The sequence below is a fragment of the Pseudoponticoccus marisrubri genome, from assembly GCF_001482405.1.
GTDB lineage: Bacteria > Pseudomonadota > Alphaproteobacteria > Rhodobacterales > Rhodobacteraceae > Pseudoponticoccus > Pseudoponticoccus marisrubri.
Genome location: NZ_LPXO01000002.1, coordinates 127,872 through 148,985 on the forward strand (window position 1 = coordinate 127,872; position 21,114 = coordinate 148,985).

Genomic DNA, 21,114 nt, shown 5'->3' on the forward strand with positions numbered 1-21,114 from the left:
ACAGGCACATGCAAGTCATTCTGCTGGAACGCGTGGCCAAGCTGGGCCAGATGGGCGACGTGGTCGACGTCAAGCCCGGCTTCGCGCGCAACTACCTGCTGCTGCAGGGCAAGGCGCTGACCGCGTCCAAGGAAAACATCGCCGCCTTCGAAGAGCAGAAGGCGCAGCTTGAGGCACGCAACCTCGAGTCCAAGAAAGAGGCCGAGGCGCTGGCCGCCAAGCTGGACGGCGAGCGGTTCATCGTGATTCGCCAGGCGTCGGACGGCGGCAACCTCTACGGCTCGGTCACCACCCGTGACGCGGCCAATGTCGCGACCGAGGCCGGCTTCTCGATCGACCGCAAGCAGATCCTGATCCGTCAGCCGATCAAGGAGCTGGGCCTGCACGAGATCGAGGTGCACCTGCACCCCGAGGTGATGTGCCTGGTCACGCTGAACGTCGCCCGCTCGCCCGAAGAGGCCGAGCTGCAGGAATCGGGCAAGTCGATCCAGGACCTGGCCGCCGAGGAAGAGGCCCAGGCCGAATTCGAGGTCAGCCAGCTGTTCGACGATATCGGCGCAGCCGGCATGGACGACGACGATCAGCCCGCCCCGGCCCCCCGGGCCGAGGAAGGCTCGGAAGATCCGCGCGACGCCGACTGACCGACCCGTCTCCGACGGACCTGATGCAAACCGCGCCGGCCCTGCCCGGCGCGGTTTTTTTCGTGGCCGCCTTCAGGATCTGCGCCCGGCGCCCGATCGCCACAAAAGCTTCGGCATAGCGTCACATGGCGGTTACGTGCCTGCGTCACAGACGGCGTCACGCGCGACGGGCCCCGGCGGCGCCGACGCGCAAGACAGATGCAAGCTGACATGTGAGGCCAGCCATGAAGAAAACCGACATCACCGACCTGTCCTGGGACGATTTCGACGAGCTGCGCGACCCGCGCCCGGCGGAAAGCGATTTCGACGCCGTCGTGGAACGCGCCATCTCGCGCCGCGGCTTCCTGGGTGGCGCGCTGGCCTTCGGCTCGGGCGCGGCCGTGTTCGGCGCAGGCATGTTCGGCTCGGCCAGCTCGGCCCGCGCGCAGGCCGCCGCCTTCGATTTCGAACCGATCGACATTGCCACGGATTACGACATCCACCTGCCCGAAGGCTACCAGTGGAAGCCGCTGGTGCGCTGGGGCGATGCGCTCTTCTCCGAGGCCGAGGGCGCCTATTCGCCCGAGACCGGCGTCTCGGTCGAGATGTCCGACAAGGTCTTTGGCGAGAACACCGACGGCATGGAACTGTTCGAGGTGGACGGCCGCCAGGTCATCGCCGTGAACTCGGAATACGTGAACCCCAAGATCAACCTGCCCGCCGACAGCGAAGGCACGCCGAAGAGTGCCGACGAGGTGCGCATGCTGCAGAACTTCCAGGGCGTCAGCGTCATGGAAGTGGCCGATACAGGCAACGGCTACGAGGTGGTCAAGGACAGCCCGCTGAACCGTCGCATCCACCACAACACGCCGATGACCATGGACGGCCCCGCCGCCGGTTCGACGCTGGTGCAGACCAATGCCGACCCCGAGGGCCTGTCGCCGCTGGGCACGCTGAACAACTGTGGCTCGGGCAAGACGCTCTGGGGCACCTACCTGACCTGTGAGGAGAACTTCAACGGCTACTTCGGCACCACCGGCGCCGCGGTTGAGACCGACGGCTTCTCGCGCTACGGCATCGGCGGCGAAGGCCGCTATGCCTACGAGAAATTCGATGCGCGCTTCGACATCTCGAAAGAGCCGAACGAGCCGCACCGCCACGGCTGGATCGTCGAGATCGACCCGTCCAACCCCGACAGCACGCCGGTCAAGCACACCGCCCTGGGCCGTTTCAAGCACGAGAACGCCGCCATGACCCAGGCCGCCGACGGCCGCGTGGTGGTCTACATGGGCGACGACGAGCGTGGCGAGTTCATGTACAAATACGTCTCGAACGGCACCTGGGCCGAAGGTCAGCCGACCGACGGTCTGCTGTCGGACGGCACGCTCTACGTGGCAAAGTTCCACGACGACCAGACCGGCGAGTGGCTGGCCCTGACGCCCGAGAGCACCGGCATGGAGATGGCCGACATGCTGGTCCACGCCCGCATGGCCGGCTCCAAGCTGGGCGCCACCACCATGGACCGCCCCGAATGGATCGCCGTGAACCCGCTCAAACCCGAGGCCTATTGCGCGCTGACCAACAACAAGAACCGTGGCGTCAAGCCCAATGCCGGCGGTGACGAGACCCCGGTCGGCGGCCCCAACCCGCGCGAGACCAACAATTTCGGCCAGATCGTGCGCTGGCGCCCCGAAGGCGAGGACCACGGCGCCACGGGCTTCACCTGGGATCTCTACGTCATGGCCGGCAACCCGACGGTCTATGACAATGCCTATGCCGGCTCGGACAATGTCACGCCCGGCAACATGTTCAACTCGCCCGATGGAATGGTCTTCGACAGCAAGGGCACGCTGTGGATCCAGACCGACGGCAACTACTCCAACGAGGGCGAGTTCGAGGGCCAGGGCAACAACCAGATGCTGGCCGGCAACACCGAGACCGGCGAGATCGCCCGCTTCATGACCGGCCCTTATGGCTGCGAAGTGACCGGCCTGTGCTGGTCGGCCGACCGCAAGACCGCCTTCGTCGGCATCCAGCACCCCGGCGGCTCCTGGCCCGACGGCGAAGGCAAGCCGCGCTCCTCGATCATCGCCGTGTGGCGCGAGGACGGCGCAACCGTCGGCTGACCTGCACGCCGGACGCAACGACAAAGGCCGCGCCCGGACCCCGGGCGCGGCTTTCTTCGTGCAGAGCCTTGTGCCGGGCGTGCACGCACGTGCGGTTTGATCGAGGTCACGGCCCGGCGCAGGGCATGGGGGATAGGATTCGGGGGTGTCCAGCAGAGAGGCCCCCGATGCGATCACTTCGTACCCAGTTGTTGTCCCTCACCTTCGGCGTCCTCGCCGGCGCGGCCGGCGCAGGCCCGATCGAGACCGTGACCGAGGGCGCGGGCCCGGGCGAGCGGGTCGTGGCCTACCGGCTGGCCCCTGATGCGCTGCCCCTGCGCGCCGGCGATACCGATGTGCTGGCCCTGGCGGGCGAAATCTCGGACCGGCAGGGCGCGGCGGCCACACAGGCGGCGCTGGAGGCCGGATTGACGCTTTTCGGGGACGGGTTCGGCGGCGCGGGCGCCGTGGGCACGCTGGCCGAGAACGTGGGCGGGATCGCCGCGCTTGGCGGGATCAATTCCATCATGACCTATGCCGGCGTGGTCTTCACCGGGGTGCTGGTGGCCAATGACCTGGCCCAGGGCAAGCCCGACAGCGCCGCGATCAATGCCTACAAGGGCATGGTCGGTTTCGCGATCTCGAAATACGGCTGGAGCGCGTTGCAGACCTCGGCCACCACGCTCTTCATCTTCGACGTGACGCTGCGCGAGGTCGCCTCGGGCGGGCGCGAGATCTACGAGGATCGCTGGCGCGAGGCGGTGAAACGCACCTTCCGCGAGGATCGCGACCTCGCGCGCAGCGCGGCGGACTGGCACCGCATCGTCTGGGACATCTACCTGCGCAGCACCCCCGCACCGGGCGAGGACCGCGCGGCCGGGATCAACCCCTTTGCCGCAACGCTCGAGGCCGAGCTGGACGCCTACGTGGCGCGGGTCACGCTGGACAAGGTCGCCCTGCATGACGAGGCGACGCGGCTGGCCGGCGGCGGCAGTGGGCTCAGCCGGACGATCCTCGACGGGCTGCGGGCCGAGCACAAGGCGCGCCTGTCGGCCTGGATCGCGCGCTCGGTCCTGCCGTCCATCGCGAAGCGCGCGCGTGAACGGCAATTGCACCTGCTGGTGCAGCAGATGAATGCCGAGCTGAAGCCCGAGATGAACCGCACGATCACGCTGGAGGTTACGGCCTGGGACATGCCGGGCGCCACGCTGCGCCTGCCCGGGGCCGATGGCACCGACTGGGGCGGGCCGCTGGGCGCCGATGGCAGCTTCACGCTGGAGTTCACGCGCTTTGCCTGGATGAAGGCCGGGCTGCCGCGGCAGATCCTGCTGGAGACGGGCCAGGGCACGGTGCTGAGCGCACCGCTCAGCGTCATGGGCGACCGCGCGGCGGCGATCTTCGGAGAGCCGCGCACCCCGCTTGTCTCGCGCATGACGCTGCGTGAGGACTCCCGCCTGTGCTGGCTGACCCGGCTCAGCCTTGCGCGCGAGCCGCTCTCGACCCGTGCCCTGCGCCTGTCGACGCCGGCCGAGCAGCAGCTCGACGCGGCGCAGCTGCCCGGCGGTCAGGTCGTGGTCGGGCGCTATGACGGGCAGGCGCAAAGATGGCTCTCGGCCGCGCCGGCGGTCTGGCTCTACGACACGCAGCTGCACCTGGGCGCGCCGCGCGACACGGCGCTGGCCGTCATCAAGGATTGCGAGATGACCATGTTCTCGGGCGACCGGATGATGCAGGGCAGCTGCACCTTCGTGCACCAGCGCGAGCGACTGCGCGCCAACGACATCCTTCAGATGCGCTGCTCGAACCGCGGCACGGTCAGCTATGACGGGGTGTTTGCCGACATGGGCGACGGGTTCGCCTATCACCCCTATGGCGGCGATACCGGCGCCATGGCCAACGAGGCGCTGCGCGAGGGGATGCGGCGCGGGCTGCCCGGGCTCGACAGCGGCGCGCTGGAGCAGAACCGGCTGATGATCCCGCAGGGAGGGAACTGAGATGTCACGCAACCTGCCTTTCGCGACCGCCCTTGCCCTGATCTGGGCCCTGCCCGGCACGGCCCAGAGCATCGACATGCTGGCCGCCGAGGCCGAGGCGTGGCTGGCCCCGGGCCCCGCGCCGGTGCTGGAAAGCCTGCTTGGCCCCGTCTCGGAAGAGGCGCTGCCCGACCGCCCGATCCCCGAAGCGGCGCTGCAAGCCGAAACGACCGACGACGCCGGCGATGCGGGCTGGCCGGAATTCGGCATCACGGCCGAGGACGTGGCCCGCGCGCAGCCCGTCGATCCCACCACGGTCGACCAGGATGCGGCCCCGCAACAGGCCGGCATCGCCCCGGTCGAGCCGCCTGCGGGCTGGACCCGGCACGCGCTGCATGGCGTGGAATTTGCCCTGCCCCCCGGCTGGCGCGTCATGGAACAGGACGAGGATCAGCTGGGCATTGCCCTGCTCGATCCCGCCAGCCGCGCCCCCAAGGGCAGCCTGATCCTTGTTGCCGTAACCGGGTCGATGAAGACGGATCGCTTCCTGCAGGAGTTCGCCACCGCCGAGATCGGCACCGTGCAGGAAGGCATGACCCTGCGCGACAAGGGCGCTGTCGAGATCGCCGGCGCGGCCTTCTCCTGGGCCAGCATCGACGGCGAAAATGAAGGCATGGCGATGGTCATGCGCCTCTACATCTCCGAGCGGCGCTTCGGCCCCGATGACGTGCCGCTGACGCTGGCCTTCGGCGCGGTGGGCGGCGGCGATGTGCCCTCTGATGAGGTGCGCGCGCAGGTCCTGGCCTCGCTGCGCCTGCCCGCGCCGAGGACCGAGGAGCCTGCGGCGCCCGAACCGGCCGCGCGGCCCGTCACCAAGACCCGCAGCGCCTTTGACGGGATGGTCACGGTTCCCGCCCTGCCCGGCTGGTCCTGGGTCGAGGCCGGGACGCGGGCGGTGCTGGCGGCCGCGGATGGCAGCGGGAAAGTGAGTTTCCTCCGCGGCGCTGCAGCGCTGGCCGCACTCGACCGCCGCCAGCCCGACGCGGAGGGCATCCCCAGCTGGCAGGGCGGCGCACCGGCGCGCGACTACCCCGTCGCGGGCGGCGAGCTGACCCTGTGGGACAGCTGCCCGGGCCCGGGCGCACCGCTGGTCATGCTCTTCGAGGGGCCCGAGGGCTTTCGCGACGACCCGGCCTACCGCACCGTGTTGATGGGGCTGCGCATTGCCCTGCCGCCGGACGCCGCGCCGTGCGGCAAGCTTTCCGACGCCTCCAGCGCCCCACGGGAGACCGCGCCCGCGGCCGGACAGGCCCCCTCTGCACCGAACGAGACGGCAACCCAAGCCGCCCCGGACCAAACGGCCCCGCAGACCGCGACCCAAGCCGCCCCGGAAGCCACGACCGGTGTCGACACGCTCGCCCCGCCCAGCTTCGGCACGGACCGGTTCGACCCGCAGCCCGGCGGCTACACGCTCTACCGCAACGCGCGCTACGGCTTCTCGCTGTCCTACCCGGGCAGCTATTTCGCGGCCGATCCGCCCCCGGCCTCGGGGGACGGGCGCAGTTTCCTGTCGGTCGACGGGCAGGCGCGCTTTGCGGTCTTCGCGGGCTACGAGGTGCAGGCCCCCGGGCTCGACACGCTGCTGGCGCGCGACCGCGGCTATTTCTCTAAGCTGCACTCCGAACGTGTCGAGAGCGGCGCCTACACGCTGCGCGGCCTGATGGGCGGAGAGATGGTCCTGCGTCGGGTGCTGCGCGACAGCGACGGCATGGTCCGCGTGCTCGAGATCGGCTATCCCCCGTCCCGCGCGGCCGAGTTCGAGGCGGTGGTCACCCATATGGCCGCCAGCTTCGGCCCGCCGCCGCAAGTCCAGACCGCCCCCGTCCCGGTGCCGCAGCCGACCACGCGCAGCGCCGTGCCGCAACCGCCGCCGCAGAGCACCCCGTCGGAGCCTGCGCTCGGGCAGCTCTACACGCCGCAGCGCGGCACGCCCGAGCGCGCCGCTCTGATGGATGCCGCGCGCAAGCCGATGCTGATGGCGATCGGGCAGCGGGTGATCTTCGTCGTGGACCGGCTGAACTCGGACGGGCACTGGGCCTTCCTGCAAGCCACGCCGCGCAACCCCGATGGCACGCCGATCGACTGGCGCAAAACCAACTATGCCCGCGACTGGGACCGCGACATGATGAGCGACATCGTCATGGTGCTCATGCGCCATGACGGGCGGCAGTGGCAGGCGGTGGAATGGGTGGTGGGCCCGACCGACGTGGCCTGGATCAGCTGGGCCGAGCGGCACGGCCTGCCGGAGCGGCTGTTCCGCTGACACGCCCGGTTTGATCCCGATCATGCCCCCGACCGGCGCGCCGTGCGATGCTGCGGTCGCGGGCGGCGGGCCCGCAGGCTGCCGGGACAGACAATGACCGACCAGAGCGAAATCCTGCGCTTCCTCAAGGACCCGGGCACCCATCCCGGCGCGCCGGAGGTGACCGAGATCCAGACCCATGGCGCGCATGTCTTCCTTGCCGGGGAGATGGCGCTCAAGATCAAGCGCGCGGTGCGCTACGACTATCTCGACTACAGCACGCTGGCGGCGCGCGAGGCAGCGCTGCGACGCGAGCTGGAGCTGAACGCCCCCGCCGCGCCGACGCTCTACCGCGACGTGATCCCCGTCACCCGCGAGGCTGACGGGCGGCTGGCGCTGGACGGCGATGGCCGACCGGTGGAATGGGTGCTGCGCATGGTGCGCTTTCCGGACGACGACCAGCTGGACCGGGTGGCGGCGCGCGGCGCGCTGGATCGCGCGCTGGCCGAGGCGCTGGGGGCGCGGATCGCCGACTACCACGCGGCGGCGCCCCTGCGGCGCGGGCCGGACGGCGCAGGCCCCCTGCGCGACATCCTGGCCGAGCTGGGCCGCGAATTCGCAGGCATGGGCGACGCGCTGCCGGAGAAGACGGTACGCGACCTGCTCGACCGGGCCGCGGTCGAGTTGGAAAACCGCGCCGCGCTGCTGGATGCGCGCGCGAGCGCGGGCCATGTGCGGCGCTGCCATGGCGATCTGCACCTGAGCAATATCGTCCTGCTCGACGGCGTGCCACACCCGTTCGACGCGCTGGAATTCAGCGAGGCCTTGGGGACCTGCGACGTGCTCTACGACCTCGCCTTCCTGCTGATGGACCTGCTGCATCGCGGGCTGGGCATGGCGGCGAACGCGGTGCTGAACAGCTACGTTTCGCGCGCAGGACGCCCCGCGCATCTGGACGGGCTGGCGGCGCTGCCGCTCTTCCTGTCGGTGCGCGCGGCGATCAGCGCCATGGTCGCGGTCCAGACCGCCCGGGCGCGGGGCGGCGACGAAGACCTGCCGGAACAGGCGCGGCGCTACCTTCAGGAGTCCGGCACCGCGCTGCACCCCGTGCCGCCGCGGCTGGTCGCGATCGGCGGGCTGTCGGGGACCGGCAAGACGACGCTGGCCCGCGCGCTGGCCCCCGCATTGGGCCGGGCGCCGGGCGCGGTGCATCTGCGCAGCGACGTGATCCGCAAGGCGCTTCATGGCGTCGACCCGCTGACCCGCCTGCCCGAGGATGCCTACACGCCCGGGATGACGGCGCAGGTCTATGCCGCGATGGAGGACGGGGCGCGCGCCGCGCTGGCCGCCGGGCAATCGGTCATCGTGGACGCGGTCTTTCTGAAACCGACCGAGCGCGCATCGCTCGCCACGGTCGCGGATGAGACCGGCGCCACGTTCGCCGGGCTCTGGCTGGAGGCGCCGGAACCCGTCCTGCTGCAACGGGTCACCGGACGGCGAGGCGACGCCTCGGACGCCGATGCGCGGATCGTGCGGATGCAGACCGGGCTGCCCCGGGGCGCGCTCGACTGGAGGTCGATCGACGCCTCGGGCGGGGCCGAGGCCACCCGCACCGCGGCCTGCGAGGCACTGGCGTTATCACCAGACGCAGACGGCACGCCCTGACGCGGGGTCACGTTGACCTGCGTCATGTGACACCCCTCTCGTCCCGCCTAGGCTGCCGCCGAAACGAGCGCGCATCGCGCGGCGCAAGAGGTACGGCATGGCGGATGACACGGCACACCCGGTTCACGGGCTGACATCGCAAGAGGCCGCGCGGCGGTTGCAGGAGTACGGCCCCAACCAGCTGGCCGAGCAGGAGCCGACCGCGCGCTGGCGCATCCTGGCCCGGCAGTTCACCTCGCTGCTGATCCTGATGCTGATCGCCGCGGCCGGCATCGCGCTGGCCCTGGGCGAGACGGTGGATGCCGTCGCGATCCTGCTGGTGGTGCTGCTGAACGGCGTGCTGGGCTTCGTGCAGGAATGGCGCACCGAGACCGCGCTTGCGGCGCTGAAGAACATGCTGGCCAGCGAGGCGCGGGTGGTGCGCGACGGCGCGCAGCGCATGGTGGACACGCGCCGGATCGTGCCGGGCGACCTCGTGATCCTCGAGGCCGGCGACAAAGTGCCGGCCGATCTGACGCTGGTCGCGGGGATGCGGCTGAAGGTCGACGAAAGCGTGCTGACGGGCGAATCCGTGCCGGTCGACAAGGCGCCCGGCGGAGAGGCCGACCGGCTCTTCATGGGCGCGAACGTGGTGGCCGGGCGCGCCGAGGGCGTGGTGCAGGCCACGGGCACGGCGACCGAGTTCGGCAATATCGCGCAACTCACCGCCTCGATCGAAGAGGGGCAGACCCACCTGCAGGTCAAGCTGGCCCGGCTGGCGCGGGTGCTGGGCGCCGCGGCGGTGGGGCTGGGGCTGATGGTCCTGGCCGCCGGGCTGGCCGTCGGCCGCCCGCTGGACGAGACCTTCCTGATGGCCGTGGCACTGGCCGTGGCCATGGTGCCCGAGGGGCTGCCGGCGGTGGTGACGATCACGCTGGCGCTGGGGGCCTCGGCCATGCTGCGGCGCCGCGCGCTGGTGCGCCGCCTGCAGGCGGTCGAGACGCTGGGCGCGGCGACGGTGATCTGCACCGACAAGACCGGCACCCTGACCGAGAACGCCATGACGGTCACCGCGATCTGGACCCCGGCGCAGGGCTACAGCGTGACCGGCACCGGCCATGATCCGGCCGGCCACGTGGCGCGGGACGGGGCCCGCGTGCGCGCGGGGGACGATGCGCGGCTGGCCCGGCTGATGGACGTGGCGCTGTCGTGCAACCATGCCGAGCTGACCCGCGACGCCGAGGGCTGGCACATGGTGGGCGACCCGACCGAGGGTGCGCTGGTCACGCTGGGCCACAAGGCCTGGGCGCCGCTGCCCGACCCCGCCGACCGGCTGGCCGAGATCCCCTTCGACGCCGAGCGCAAGCGCATGAGCGTGGTGATGCGGCGCGGCCCGGACCTGGTGCAGATGGTCAAGGGCGCGCCCGAGACCGTGCTGGAGGTCTGCGACCGGATCGACGGGCCCGACGGCACGCCCGCGCCGCTGACCGCCGCCGACCGCGGTCGCATCCAGCGCGCGGCCGAGGAGATGGCCGCCGACGGGCGCCGCCTGCTGGCCTTCGCGCAGCGCAGCGTCGAGGATCCGCTGGCGGGCGAAAGCGGGCTGATTTTCCTCGGGCTCGTCGGCATGATCGACCCGCCCCGCCCCGAGGTCCGGCAGGCGGTTGCGCTCTGCCGCAGCGCGGGCATCCGCGTGGTGATGATCACCGGCGACGCGCCGCTGACCGCGGGTGCCATCGCGCGCGAGATCGGCCTGTCGGTGGACCGCGTGCTGACCGGCGCGGATCTGGACGATCTGTCCGAGGCCGATCTGGACCGCGCGCTGGCCGGCAACACGCATTTCGCCCGCACCGCGCCGGCGCACAAGATGCGGCTGGTCGAGGCGCTGCAGCGCGCCGGCAATCTCGTGGCGATGACCGGCGACGGGGTGAACGACGCGCCTGCCCTGCGGCAGGCCGATATCGGCGTCGCCATGGGGCAGCGCGGCACCGACGTGGCCAAGGATGCCAGCGACATGGTTCTGCTGGACGACAATTTCGCCACGATCGTGGGCGCGGTCGAGGAAGGACGCCGGCAATTCGCCAATATCCGGCGCTTCGTGCGCTACCTGCTGTCCTCGAACGCGGGCGAGGTCGTCGCGATCCTCGTCAACCTCTTCCTCGGCGGGCCGCTGATCTTCCTCGCCACCCAGATCCTGTGGATGAACCTTGTCACAGACGGGGTCACGGCCGTGGCGCTGGGGATGGAGAAGCCGGCCCCCGACCAGATGCGGCGCCCGCCCACCGCCAAGACCACCCCGATCCTCGATCTGGCAGGCTTTGCCATGATCGGGGCCTTCGGGCTCTATACCGGCGCGGCCAGCCTGTGGCTGTTCTACAGCTACCTGCCGCAGGGCGAGGACCTGGCCCGCACCATGGCCTTTGCCGGCATGGTGGTCTTCGAGAAGGTCAGCGTCTTTGCCTTCCGCTCCTTCCGGCTGCCCATGGCGCGGATCGGCTATGCCAGCAACCGACCGCTGCTGATCGCCTTTGCCGTGACCATGTCGCTGCAGGCGCTGGCGATCTACTGGCCGCCGCTGCAGGTCATGCTGCGCACCGTGCCGCTCGGCCCCGATCACCTGCTGGTGCTGGCGGGACTCGCCCTGCCGCTGCTGCTGGTCCCCGAGCTGTTCAAGACGCTTCGCGCGGCGCGCCCGTAGCGCGGATCCTATCCGTCCGGATAGCCGGGCCGCGCGCCCGCGCCACGCCGTCGCCCCCCGCGCCCGCGCCTAGCCCGGCGCGGGGATGCCGGCGTGGCTATTCCCCATGATAGACCGGTCCTCGGAAAGTAATTCAACTTTGACCAACATCAGGGCCGGTCGCGGATCGGCCACGCGCACGAGGACGAAAAAGATGACTGCAACGAAGAAGGTACTGGTGATCGGGGGTGACGGGTTCTGCGGGTGGCCGACGGCATTGCACCTGTCCGAACTTGGCCACGAGGTGGTGATCGCCGACAACCTGTCCCGCCGGGCCATCGATGCCGAGCTGGGCGCCGACAGCCTGACGCCCATCGCCTCGATCGAGGACCGCATCGCCGCCTGGCACGAGCTGACCGGCAAGACCATCGGCTTTGCCCGTCTCGACGTGGCCCGCGACCTGGCCGGGCTGCGCACTCTGATGCTGTCGATGCAGCCCGACACGGTGATCCATTTCGGCGAACAGCGTGCCGCGCCCTACTCGATGAAGGGGCTCGAGCAGAAGGTCTACACGGTCGACAACAACATCAGCGCCACGCACAACCTGCTGGCGGTGATCGCCGAGACCGGGCTCGACCCGCATGTCGTGCACCTGGGCACGATGGGCGTCTACGGCTATGACGGTGACGGGCTCGAGATCCCCGAGGGCTACCTGACCGTCTTCGTGCCGGGCGACGAGAACCGCATGTACAAGCGCGACATCCTCTACCCGACCAACCCGGGCAGCGTGTACCATATGACCAAGTCGATGGATCAGCTGCTGTTCCAGTTCTACGCCAAGAACAACATGATCCGCGTCACCGACCTGCACCAGGGCATCGTCTGGGGCACCCAGACCGAAGAGACGCGCCGCGACGAACGCCTGATCAACCGTTTCGATTATGACGGCGATTACGGCACCGTGCTGAACCGCTTCCTGATGCAGGCCGCCGTCGGCCACCCGCTGACCGTGCACGGCACCGGCGGGCAGACCCGCGCCTTCATCCACATCCAGGACACGGTGCGATGCATCGCGCTGGCCGTGGCCAACCCGCCGGCGCGGGACGGCAAGGTGAAGATCCTCAACCAGATGACCGAAACCCACCGCGTGCGCGACCTGGCCTACCTGGTGGCGCGCATCGCCGGCGCCGAGGTCGCGCTGGTCGACAACCCGCGCAAGGAAGCGGCCGAGAACGAGCTCAAGGTCTCGAACGCCACCTTCCTCGACCTCGGTCTCAAGCCGATCACCCTGGCCGAGGGGCTGCTGGAGGAGACGGTCGAGATCGCGGCGCGCTACGCGCATCGCCACCGCGCCGACAGCGTGCCCTGCGTCTCGGTCTGGACCGATGCGCAGAAGCCCGGCACCGTTCCGGCCGCGTCGCGGATCGACACCGCGGCCTGATCCCCTGACCCGTCCTGACCGGGGCAGCGCGGGGCGCGCGACATGGCGCGCCCCCTGCCCCGGTGTTCCCACCTGTCCAAGGAGTGAGCGCCATGCGCCTCGTCGGAGTTCTGGCGACCTGTTTCGTGTTGCTGGCCGCGCTGATCTACGGCTTTCAGCACCGCGCGGAAATCGGCCTGCAGCTTGCCGACCGCGTGAAGGAGATGATCCCGGCCGAGACCGCCGCGGTCGACGCCCACGCCCTGCCCGCCGCCGCCACCCCGGCCGAGCTGATCATGCCGATGCGCGAGGCCGGGCGGCTGAACGCGTTCAGCGGCTTTCCCGGCTACACCAAGGCGACCTTCGCCCTGCCGCGCAGCAGCGCCGCGCAGTCCGGCGTGCTGCTGCTCGACCTCAACGGCGAGCTCGAACAAGGCGCGCAAGGCATCCTGCGGGTTACGGTGAACGGCGTGCGCCGGGCCGAGCTGGTGCTGGACGAGGGCCGGCTGCGCCGGCGTCTGGCCGTGCCGCTCAACATCCGCGATCTGGCCGGGCAAACCGTCACCGTCGCGCTCTCGGCCGAGGGGCAGGCCCCGCAGGCCGAGTGCACCGCCGACTGGAATGGCGGCATCGTCGCGCAGATCCTGCCCTCGTCGCATCTGAAACTGGTCATCGACGCGCCGCTGAGCGATCCCGCCGACCTGCTGCTGGCCCAGGCCGCGCCGCGCCTGCTGGAATGGCCCGAGGCCGGGCCGATGCGCGCAGGGCTGCTCCGGGCCGCGCATCTGAATGCGACGCAGGGCGAGGACATCCTTCTCGCCTCGGCCGATAGCGGCGCGCTGGCGATGGATGCCGGCCTGATGGACGCGCTCGAGGCGCGCGCCGTCGCCCGTGCGACCACGGAAAGGGACGTACTGGACCTTGCCGCCGCGCTGGGGCGCAAACGCTCGGTCGCCTTCGAGGGCGAGGCCGGCTGGCGCGTGACCTTCGACCGGCGCCGCTTTGCGCAAGGCGCGCCCGCGGCCGCGCTGGACCTGCAGATGCGCTATGACGCGGCCGGCGATGACAGCGGCTGGCTGCTCTCGGTGCGGCTGAACGACCGGCTGGTGCATTCCGAGGCGCTGGACGGGGCCTCGGGGCAGATCGCGCGCCGGCTGGAGCTGCCGACCGCAGACCAACCCATGCTGAACGACCTGCGCGTCACCCTGACCAGCGCCGAGCAGCGCGCAGGCCGCTGCATCGCCGGCCGCCCGGCCAGCGCCGACATCCTGCAGGCGCGCCTGACGCTGGCCGCGCCCGAGGCCGACAGCCCCTGGGCCGCGCTGCAGACCGTGCTGCAGGACCAGATGCAACTGGCCGTGCACCCGCAGCTGGGCCCCACCGGCGCGCAGCTGGCGCTGGACCTGCTGGGCGGCTTGCAGGGCGCCACCCCGCTGCAGCTGACCACCGCGCAGGAGGCCGCCGCAGAGCAGCCGCGCATCACCGCCGTGCCGCTGGCTGCGCTGGACGCGGCGCTGGCGCCGGTCGACCCGGTCCACAGCTGGCTTGTCCTGCCCGATCCCGAGGACAGCGACATGCTGCGCATCCTGCGGGTCGGCGACCGCGACGCGCAGTTCCACGCCACTGCCGCGCGCGCCGTGCTGCTGATCGAGGAGCGCCCCCACTTCGCCAGCGCCGGGATGCGGCCATGACCGCCGCCCCCGCACCCGAGGGCACCACCGGCCAGCAGGGGCGCAACGACGTCCGGTTCTGGTCGGTGGACAGCGCGCCGCGCCGCTTTGCCAGCAAGGTGCCGCAGCACGCGGCACCGCTGACCCTGGCCCTGTTCTCGGTCATCGCCTTCGCCCTGCTCTGGGCGGTCAACGAGATCCCCGCGCTCGACGCGCTCTTTCCGCATAACGACCTGGTGTTTGCGCCGGCACAGGGCAGCCACGCGGTCGCGGTCCGGATCTTCGTGATCTCCTTCCTGTCGGCCTTCGCGCTGACCTGCGACCGCTCGATCCTGCGCCGCGCGCAGGTGCTGCTGGACATGGTGGGCAGCTATGTCGCGCTCTGCCTGCTGATGGACTTGATGGCCCACCTGCTGCTGTGGCAGACCCATATCGTGCTGTCGCTGCACGTGATCGAGATCGCCTCGGGCCTGACCGGCTTTGCCGTCTTCGCATTCAAGCTGCTGGAGCGCGGCGAGATGCCGGCCCGCATCCGGCTGCGCATCAACACGCGCAAGACGCGCAGCGTCGCGCTGCGGCTGATCGTGGTCACGCTGGTGGCCGCGGGCATCGCCTGGTATGTCGCCTCGCTGAACCTCTGGCTGGAACAGGCGCTGCGCCACCTGACCCTCCTCGGCGGCATCGGGCCCGGCGTCTTCCTGTTCCTGCCCACCTTCTTCACGCTGCTCTACCTGGGCGCGCGGGTCGAAGCGCACCTCGCGCCGCTGGCCGATTTCTCGCCCGACCTGACCATCTTCGTGCCCGCCCATAACGAGGAATACATCATCGCCGACACGATCCGCGCCATGGATGTCGCGGCCACGCGCTATGACGGCCATGTCGAGCTGCTGGTGATGAACAACAATTCCTCGGACCGTACCGCCGAGGTCGCCGCCGCCGCGCTGGCCGCCTGCACGGCCCTGTCGGGCCGGGTGATCGACGTGCCGAAACCGGGCAAGGCCAATGCGCTCAATGCCGGGCTGGACGCGGTCGAGACCGAGTACTGCGTGCGCGTCGATGCCGACACCCAGCTTGGGCCGGACTCGCTGCGCCTGGCCATGCGCCATTTCGCCGATCCCCAGGTGGGCGTGGTGGGCGGCGTCCCCCTGCCGCCGGGCGGCGGGCTGTTCGACCGGGCGCGCTTTCTCGAGGTCGCGGTCAAGCACGCCTTCTACTCGGTCGCCTTCGGCACGATTGATTCCGTCGTCGGCATCCCGGGCATGTTCTCGGTCTACCGCACCGAGCTGCCGCGCGACCTGGGCGGCTTCGTCGAGGGCATGAACGGCGAGGATACCGACATCTCGCTGCGCGCGGGCGAGCTGGGCTACCGCCTCGTGGTCGACCCCAAGGTGCGCTACATCTCGGAGGTGCCGGCCACCTATCGCCACATGCGCGAGCAGCGCACCCGCTGGTTCCGCTCGACCTTCCACATCTCGGCGCGCTGCCGCGACCTGATCTTCTCGCGGCACGGCACCGTGCGCGGCAAGATCATCCTGCCCTACATGCTGATCAACTCGGCCCGCCGCGCGATGATGGTGCCGCTGCTGCTGTTCGGCGCGATCGAGTACCTGACGAGCTTCAACGCCTTCAACACGCTGATGTGGCAGTCGGTGGTGGCGCTGACCGTGGGCGCGCCGGCGCTGATGGCGATGCTCTGCGCCCTGCTGATGCGCCGGCCGGGCGCCATCCTCTACCTGCCGGAATACCTGCTGTTCCGCGTGATGCGGGCCTATTTCACGCTGGAATCGATGCTGTCGATCAATATCCGCGCCTATGGCGAGCATCCCTATTCGCGCAGCGCGCTGGCCCGCCCGGCCCCGCCCTCGGTGCGCATCGCCTGACGGCGCGCGGCGTCCCGGCTCACTTCGTGCCGGGGCGCCGTTCGGCCAGCGCCTCGGTCACGGCGCGGATCGTGGCGCTCTTGCGCGGGCCCTCGCGGCATTGCGCGATAATGCCCGCATCGCGGCAGAACCGGTTATGCGCCGCGATGGTCGACCGCGTCAGCCGCCCGTTCAGCGAGCCGCGGTAATAGCCCAGCCCGCGCAATTCGCGTTGCAGGATGCGCACATAGGCATTGGGCGTCACCCGGTTGGCGGTCAGCGCCGCGCGCGGAAAATGCTCGGAGGGCGTGGTGGCGATGATCTCGTCGGCGGCCAGGTAGAAGCGGCGCGGCTGGATGTCGGCAGCCAGCCACATCCGTTCGGAGGCAAGGATCCGGTCGCGGATGCCCGGCACTTCGATCAGCGCCTGCCGCCGCGAGACGGCGCGTCGTTCTGCCTTGGTCAGGTAGACCAGCGCCGCCTCGGCCGAAGGACCGTCCCCCGCCAGTCCATCCGCCTCGACCTGCGCCACCAGCCGATCCGGGGCGGGCAGTGGCAGCCGGTTCCAAGTGTAGCGCAGCAGAAGCGGGCGCGCGGCGCGCCCATCCCCGTCATCGATCAGCGCCATCAGGATCTCGCGACCCCGGGCCGGGTCCGAGGCGACACCCAGCTGCCGGTCCACATGGGCAAAACCCAGCTGCCGCTCGGCCCCCGGCATCCCGGCGTCGATGGCGCGGTTCACCAACCCGAGCGCCGCCGCCCCGTTGCCAAGCGCCGCCTCGACCCGCGCCATCGGCGCCAGCGCATAGGGCCGCCCGCCCTCGATGGCACGCTGGTACCACTCCCGCGCGGCCTGAAGGTCGGTCTCGGTCCCGATGCCTTGCCTGTAATAGGTGCCCAGCTCCTGCTGCGCCTTGGTGTCACCCGTCGCGGCAAAGCGCGTCATCAGCCCGAACGCGGCGCCCGGATCCGTCTCGGCCATGGCCTCGAGCGCCTCGAAAAGCGCGGTGCGCTCCTCCCGCTCCAGCGGGCCCTGCTCGGCCGCGCCCAGCAAGGCCTGCACCGACCCGGGCGCCGCCCCCGCCTCCTGCCCCGGCGCGGCCGTGGCCGACAGCGCCACGACCAGCGCGGCGGTGATAAGACGAGCAGCGGCCATGCGGTCCTCCGGAGCAATGCGACAGGCAACAAACGGTAGCGCCATGTTGCCCAGCCGCGCGGACGGATCAAGCCCTTGGCGACGTGTCCCGCATGATCCGTTCAGCCACCCCGAGCGTGCCCATCAGCCGCGCTTGCGCGCGTAGTAGGCGCTGATGGCGGCGGCGTCGGACATGGCGTTGCCGTCCTCGGCATAGCCGACATAGGTCTCGACCGCGCGGTCGATGAGCGGCATGCCGCCGCCCTGTTCGGCCACGAAATCGGCCAGCGCCTTCATGTCCTTGGACAGCTGCCGCGCATAGGCCTTGGGCGGGTCGAAATCATCGGCCGCCATCTGCTTGTAGGTGCGCTGCAGGATCTGCGAATCCGCCAGCCCTCCGGCCAGTGCCTCGGGCAGGCGCGCGGGGTCGATCCCGGCGCTGCGGGCCAGGGTGATGACCTCGGCCATCAGCACGTAATTCGTGCCCACGATCGCCTGGTTGAGGGTCTTGGCCACCTGCCCCGCGCCGAGCGGGCCCAGCAACGTCGCGGCCTGTGTCAGCGCGCCAAGCAGCGGGGCGGCGCGGTCGACGTCGGCCTGTGCGCCGCCCAGCATCGCGGTCAGTTGGCCGGCCTCGGCCGGATCCGGCCCGCCCGATACCGGCGCGTCGATCCAGCCAACGCCATGTGCCGCCATGCCCGCCGCGATCTCCAGCGTGTGATCTCGCGCGACGGTCGAGAAATCGACGATCAGGTCGGCGCCGGCGCCGGCGCCGGCCTTGTCGAACCCCTCGGGCCCGAAGCAGCAATTGCGCACCGCCTCGGCATGCAGCACGCAAAGCGCGAGGAGATCGCAGTTGCGCCGGACCTCGGCCGGGCTGTCCGCCCAGATCGCGCCATGCGGCACAACCTCGTCAGCGCGCTCGGGTTCGAGGTTCCAGACGATGACGCGGAAGCCCTGGGACAGAAGGCGGCGCACCATGGGCGCGCCCATGATGCCCAGCCCGACAAAGCCGATGCGGGGAAGTGTGGTCTCGGTCGTCATGCGTGCTCCATGCGGTAGATGCGGCGGGCCGTGTCGCGGAACATGGCCGCGCGCGCGGCCTCGGCGAAGCCGCGGGTGATCCGGTCGAACCCGTCGATGATGGTGTCGAACCCGGCCACCAGCGAGTCCACCGGGAAGTTGGAAGCGAACATCACGCGCTGGGGCGTGAAGGCGTCGATGGCGGCAAGGACGATGGCGCGGTTGTCCTCGATCCGCCAGGGCTGACCGGGCACGCCCAACCCCGAGATCTTGAGCGCCACGTTGGGCGCCCCTGCGAGACGACGCAGCGCGGCATCCCACTGCGCCAGCCCCTCGGCGGACCGATCGGCGGGCAGCCCGGCATGGTTCAGGATGATCTGCGTTTCGGGGAAGTCGCGGGCCAGGTCGCAGGCGGCGTCGAGATGCCACCACGGCGTCTGCAGGTCGAAGGACAGCCCCTGCCCGGCCAGCATCGCGAACCCCTCGCGCCAGCGCGGATCATCCATCGAACCCGGCGCCCCGCGCCTTGCCGCCTGCGGCGTGGCGGAGGCGGCGGGCTTGTGCCGGATGCCGCGCACCAGCGGATGCGCCCCGTGGGCGGCCAGCACCTCGTCGCGATCCGGGCGGTCGAGCCAAGCCTGCGCCACGATCACCGTGGGCAGGCCCTGCGCGCGCGCGATGTGACTGACCCAGGCAACCTCGCCCAGCGGATCGCCGGGATCATGCTCGGCCTCGACATAGACCGAGCCCACCACCTCGTGCCGGCCGGCATCGGCGCGGTAATCCCCCGGCAGGTAGGGCCGCCGCAACGCCGCGTAGTCGCCATAGCGGAACGGGATCGGGTCGGGATCGCAGAGCCAAGGGTGATAGTTGCGGGAGATGTCCCAGAAATGCTGATGGGCGTCTACGATGCGCATCGCGGGTCAGGCTCCGCGCTGGCGGTCCAGCTCGTGCAGCATCTCGACACGGCGGACATGATCGTCGGTCGCGTCGAACTCGGCCTCGACATAGGCCTTGACCAGGTCGCGGGCCAGCCACGGGCCGACGATCTGCGCGCCGATGCACATGACGTTCACGTCGTCATGCTCCACCCCCTGGTGGGCGCAATGCACATCATGCCCGATCGAGGCGCGAATGCCCGCGCGCTTGTTGGCCGCGATCACCGCGCCCACGCCCGTGCCGCAGATCAGCAGCCCGCGATCGGCCGAGCCGTCCAGTACCGCGTCGCAGACCTTGCCCGAGATCACCGGGAAATCCACCGGGTCCGGGTCGAAAGAGCCGACATCGGTGATCTCGTGGCCGAGCGACTGCAGGTATTCCACGACCGAGGCCTTGAGCGGAAAGCCCGCGTGATCGGATCCGACGACAAGTTTCATGACAGTTTCCTTTCCGGGTTAGCGGATCATCTTGGGCAGGAACAGAGAGAGTTCCGGCACCAGCGTCAGCAGCAGAAGCGTGGCAAAAAGCGGAATGTAGAAGGGCATCATCGCCTTCAGGATCGCGCGCATCGAGACCTGCGCGATATCGGTGATCAAGAAGAGCGACAAGCCCATCGGCGGCGTGACCAGCCCCAGCATGAGGTTGAAGATCGCAACGATCCCCAGGTGCACCGGGTCGACCCCCGCAGCGTGCAGCGGCCCGGCGATGATCGGGATGATCAGCAGCGTCGCCGTGGTGCTGTCGAGAAACATGCCCGCCACCAGCAGGATCAGGTTGACGATCATCAGGAGCATCACCGGATCCTGCGATATCGAGGTCAGCGTGGCGGCAAAGCTCTGCGGGATCTGCTCGATCGCCAGGATCCAGCCGAACAGCGCCGCGGCCGAGACGATGATCAGGATCGCCGCCGTGCTCTTGATCGTCTCGTAGGCGGCATAGAGGATATGCGCCATGGTCAGCTCGCGGTAGACGATGCTGCTGATGAAGATCACGTAGAACACGGTGACCGAGGCGGCCTCGGTCGGGGTGAACCAGCCCAGCAACATGCCCCCCACCAGAAGGATCGGCGTCAGCAGGGCCGGGATCGCCGGCAGCAGCGCATCGCGGATCTCGCCGGGGCGCGACCAGCGTTCGGCGCGCGGCAGCTTGCGGCGATGGGCGATGAAGGCGGTGGCCGCCATCAGCATCAGCACGCAGACGACGGCGGGAATGATGCCGGCCAGCAGCAGCTGGACGATCGAGACACCGGTGACCGACCCGTAGATGATCAGCGGGATCGAGGGCGGAAAGATCGGCCCGACTACCGCCGAGGAGGCCGTGACCGCGCCGGCGAAGGCACGCGAGAAGCCGCGCTCGGCCATGGCCTTGATCTCGATCTTGCCCAGCCCGCCGACATCGGCCAGCGCGGCGCCGCTCATCCCCGAGAAGATCAGGCTGGAGAAGATGTTGACCTGCGCCAGACCGCCGGGCACCCGGCCGACAAGCGTGTCGGCAAAGCGGAAGATGCGGGCCGTCACGCCGGCCTGGTTCATCAGGTTGCCGACGAAGATGAAGACCGGCACGGCGACCAGCGGAAAGCTGTCCAGGGCATAGGTCATGCGCTGGCCGATCAGCTCGATCGGAAAACCGTTCAGCGCGATATACAGCGCCGACGGCACGAGAATGGAGAGGACGATGGGAAAGCCCATCAGGAACATGCCGGCAAAGACGGCGAGGATCAGGTAGCCCAAGTCGTACCTCGAATGCT

The 21,114-nt window shown here is 70.1% G+C and carries 14 protein-coding genes; 9 read left to right on the forward strand and 5 right to left on the reverse strand.

What is annotated here, in order from left to right:
- The first annotated feature begins 8 nt into the window (after nt 1–8).
- From rplI to AVJ23_RS04410, 9 genes are all read left to right on the forward strand, one after another.
- The gene (gene rplI / locus AVJ23_RS04370) at nt 9–641 is read left to right on the forward strand and encodes a 50S ribosomal protein L9 (RefSeq protein WP_058860939.1); all 633 of its coding nucleotides are present in this window, start codon (nt 9–11) and stop codon (nt 639–641) included.
- 224 nt (nt 642–865) lie between these two features.
- Nucleotides 866–2,746 carry a PhoX family protein gene (locus tag AVJ23_RS04375; RefSeq protein ID WP_058860940.1) on the forward strand — a complete coding sequence of 627 codons (1,881 nt, stop codon included), beginning with the start codon at nt 866–868 and terminating at the stop codon, nt 2,744–2,746.
- Nucleotides 2,747–2,913: 167 nt separating this feature from the next.
- Entirely contained in the window at nt 2,914–4,719 is a 1,806-nt protein-coding gene (locus AVJ23_RS04380) for a hypothetical protein (protein WP_157772610.1), read from the forward strand.
- 1 nt (nt 4,720) lies between these two features.
- Complete coding sequence (locus tag AVJ23_RS04385; protein WP_058860942.1) at nt 4,721–7,021, forward strand: hypothetical protein; 2,301 nt, start codon at nt 4,721–4,723, stop codon at nt 7,019–7,021.
- A 93-nt stretch (nt 7,022–7,114) separates the two neighbouring features.
- Nucleotides 7,115–8,665: a bifunctional aminoglycoside phosphotransferase/ATP-binding protein gene (locus tag AVJ23_RS04390; protein ID WP_058860943.1), complete on the forward strand. Its 1,551-nt coding sequence runs from the start codon at nt 7,115–7,117 to the stop codon at nt 8,663–8,665.
- 97 nt (nt 8,666–8,762) lie between these two features.
- A complete protein-coding gene (locus AVJ23_RS04395; protein ID WP_058860944.1) occupies nt 8,763–11,342 on the forward strand; it encodes a cation-translocating P-type ATPase in 2,580 nt (859 codons plus the stop codon).
- A 193-nt stretch (nt 11,343–11,535) separates the two neighbouring features.
- A complete protein-coding gene (locus tag AVJ23_RS04400) occupies nt 11,536–12,762 on the forward strand; it encodes an NAD-dependent epimerase/dehydratase family protein (protein ID WP_058860945.1) in 1,227 nt (408 codons plus the stop codon).
- A 92-nt stretch (nt 12,763–12,854) separates the two neighbouring features.
- Nucleotides 12,855–14,432 (forward strand): hypothetical protein, encoded by a 1,578-nt coding sequence (locus AVJ23_RS04405; protein WP_058860946.1) that lies wholly within the window; start codon nt 12,855–12,857, stop codon nt 14,430–14,432.
- The gene (locus AVJ23_RS04410; RefSeq protein ID WP_058860947.1) at nt 14,429–16,291 is read left to right on the forward strand and encodes a glycosyltransferase family 2 protein; all 1,863 of its coding nucleotides are present in this window, start codon (nt 14,429–14,431) and stop codon (nt 16,289–16,291) included. The genes AVJ23_RS04405 and AVJ23_RS04410 overlap by 4 nt, the downstream gene beginning before the upstream one ends.
- A gap of 19 nt (nt 16,292–16,310) precedes the next feature.
- On the opposite strand, the gene AVJ23_RS04415 is transcribed toward AVJ23_RS04410, so the two are convergent.
- The 5 genes from AVJ23_RS04415 to AVJ23_RS04435 form a co-directional block, all read right to left on the reverse strand.
- Nucleotides 16,311–17,426: a tetratricopeptide repeat protein gene (locus tag AVJ23_RS04415; protein WP_058860948.1), complete on the reverse strand. Its 1,116-nt coding sequence runs from the start codon at nt 17,424–17,426 to the stop codon at nt 16,311–16,313.
- A 123-nt stretch (nt 17,427–17,549) separates the two neighbouring features.
- Nucleotides 17,550–18,449: an NAD(P)-dependent oxidoreductase gene (locus AVJ23_RS04420; protein WP_058860949.1), complete on the reverse strand. Its 900-nt coding sequence runs from the start codon at nt 18,447–18,449 to the stop codon at nt 17,550–17,552.
- A complete protein-coding gene (locus tag AVJ23_RS04425; protein WP_058860950.1) occupies nt 18,446–19,345 on the reverse strand; it encodes an amidohydrolase family protein in 900 nt (299 codons plus the stop codon). The genes AVJ23_RS04420 and AVJ23_RS04425 overlap by 4 nt, the downstream gene beginning before the upstream one ends.
- 6 nt (nt 19,346–19,351) lie before the next feature.
- Nucleotides 19,352–19,804, reverse strand: coding sequence for an RpiB/LacA/LacB family sugar-phosphate isomerase (locus AVJ23_RS04430; protein WP_058860951.1), 453 nt, complete (start codon nt 19,802–19,804; stop codon nt 19,352–19,354).
- An 18-nt stretch (nt 19,805–19,822) separates the two neighbouring features.
- Nucleotides 19,823–21,097 (reverse strand): TRAP transporter large permease, encoded by a 1,275-nt coding sequence (locus tag AVJ23_RS04435; protein ID WP_058860952.1) that lies wholly within the window; start codon nt 21,095–21,097, stop codon nt 19,823–19,825.
- Between the last annotated feature and the right edge of the window lie 17 nt (nt 21,098–21,114).

Coding starts and splice junctions, on each gene's coding strand:
- rplI (WP_058860939.1), top strand. CDS start 9: ATGCAAGTCATTCTGCTGGAACGCGTGGCCAAGCTGGGCCAGATGGGC.
- AVJ23_RS04375 (WP_058860940.1), top strand. CDS start 866: ATGAAGAAAACCGACATCACCGACCTGTCCTGGGACGATTTCGACGAG.
- AVJ23_RS04380 (WP_157772610.1), top strand. CDS start 2,914: ATGCGATCACTTCGTACCCAGTTGTTGTCCCTCACCTTCGGCGTCCTC.
- AVJ23_RS04385 (WP_058860942.1), top strand. CDS start 4,721: ATGTCACGCAACCTGCCTTTCGCGACCGCCCTTGCCCTGATCTGGGCC.
- AVJ23_RS04390 (WP_058860943.1), top strand. CDS start 7,115: ATGACCGACCAGAGCGAAATCCTGCGCTTCCTCAAGGACCCGGGCACC.
- AVJ23_RS04395 (WP_058860944.1), top strand. CDS start 8,763: ATGGCGGATGACACGGCACACCCGGTTCACGGGCTGACATCGCAAGAG.
- AVJ23_RS04400 (WP_058860945.1), top strand. CDS start 11,536: ATGACTGCAACGAAGAAGGTACTGGTGATCGGGGGTGACGGGTTCTGC.
- AVJ23_RS04405 (WP_058860946.1), top strand. CDS start 12,855: ATGCGCCTCGTCGGAGTTCTGGCGACCTGTTTCGTGTTGCTGGCCGCG.
- AVJ23_RS04410 (WP_058860947.1), top strand. CDS start 14,429: ATGACCGCCGCCCCCGCACCCGAGGGCACCACCGGCCAGCAGGGGCGC.
- AVJ23_RS04415 (WP_058860948.1), bottom strand. CDS start 17,426: ATGGCCGCTGCTCGTCTTATCACCGCCGCGCTGGTCGTGGCGCTGTCG.
- AVJ23_RS04420 (WP_058860949.1), bottom strand. CDS start 18,449: ATGACGACCGAGACCACACTTCCCCGCATCGGCTTTGTCGGGCTGGGC.
- AVJ23_RS04425 (WP_058860950.1), bottom strand. CDS start 19,345: ATGCGCATCGTAGACGCCCATCAGCATTTCTGGGACATCTCCCGCAAC.
- AVJ23_RS04430 (WP_058860951.1), bottom strand. CDS start 19,804: ATGAAACTTGTCGTCGGATCCGATCACGCGGGCTTTCCGCTCAAGGCC.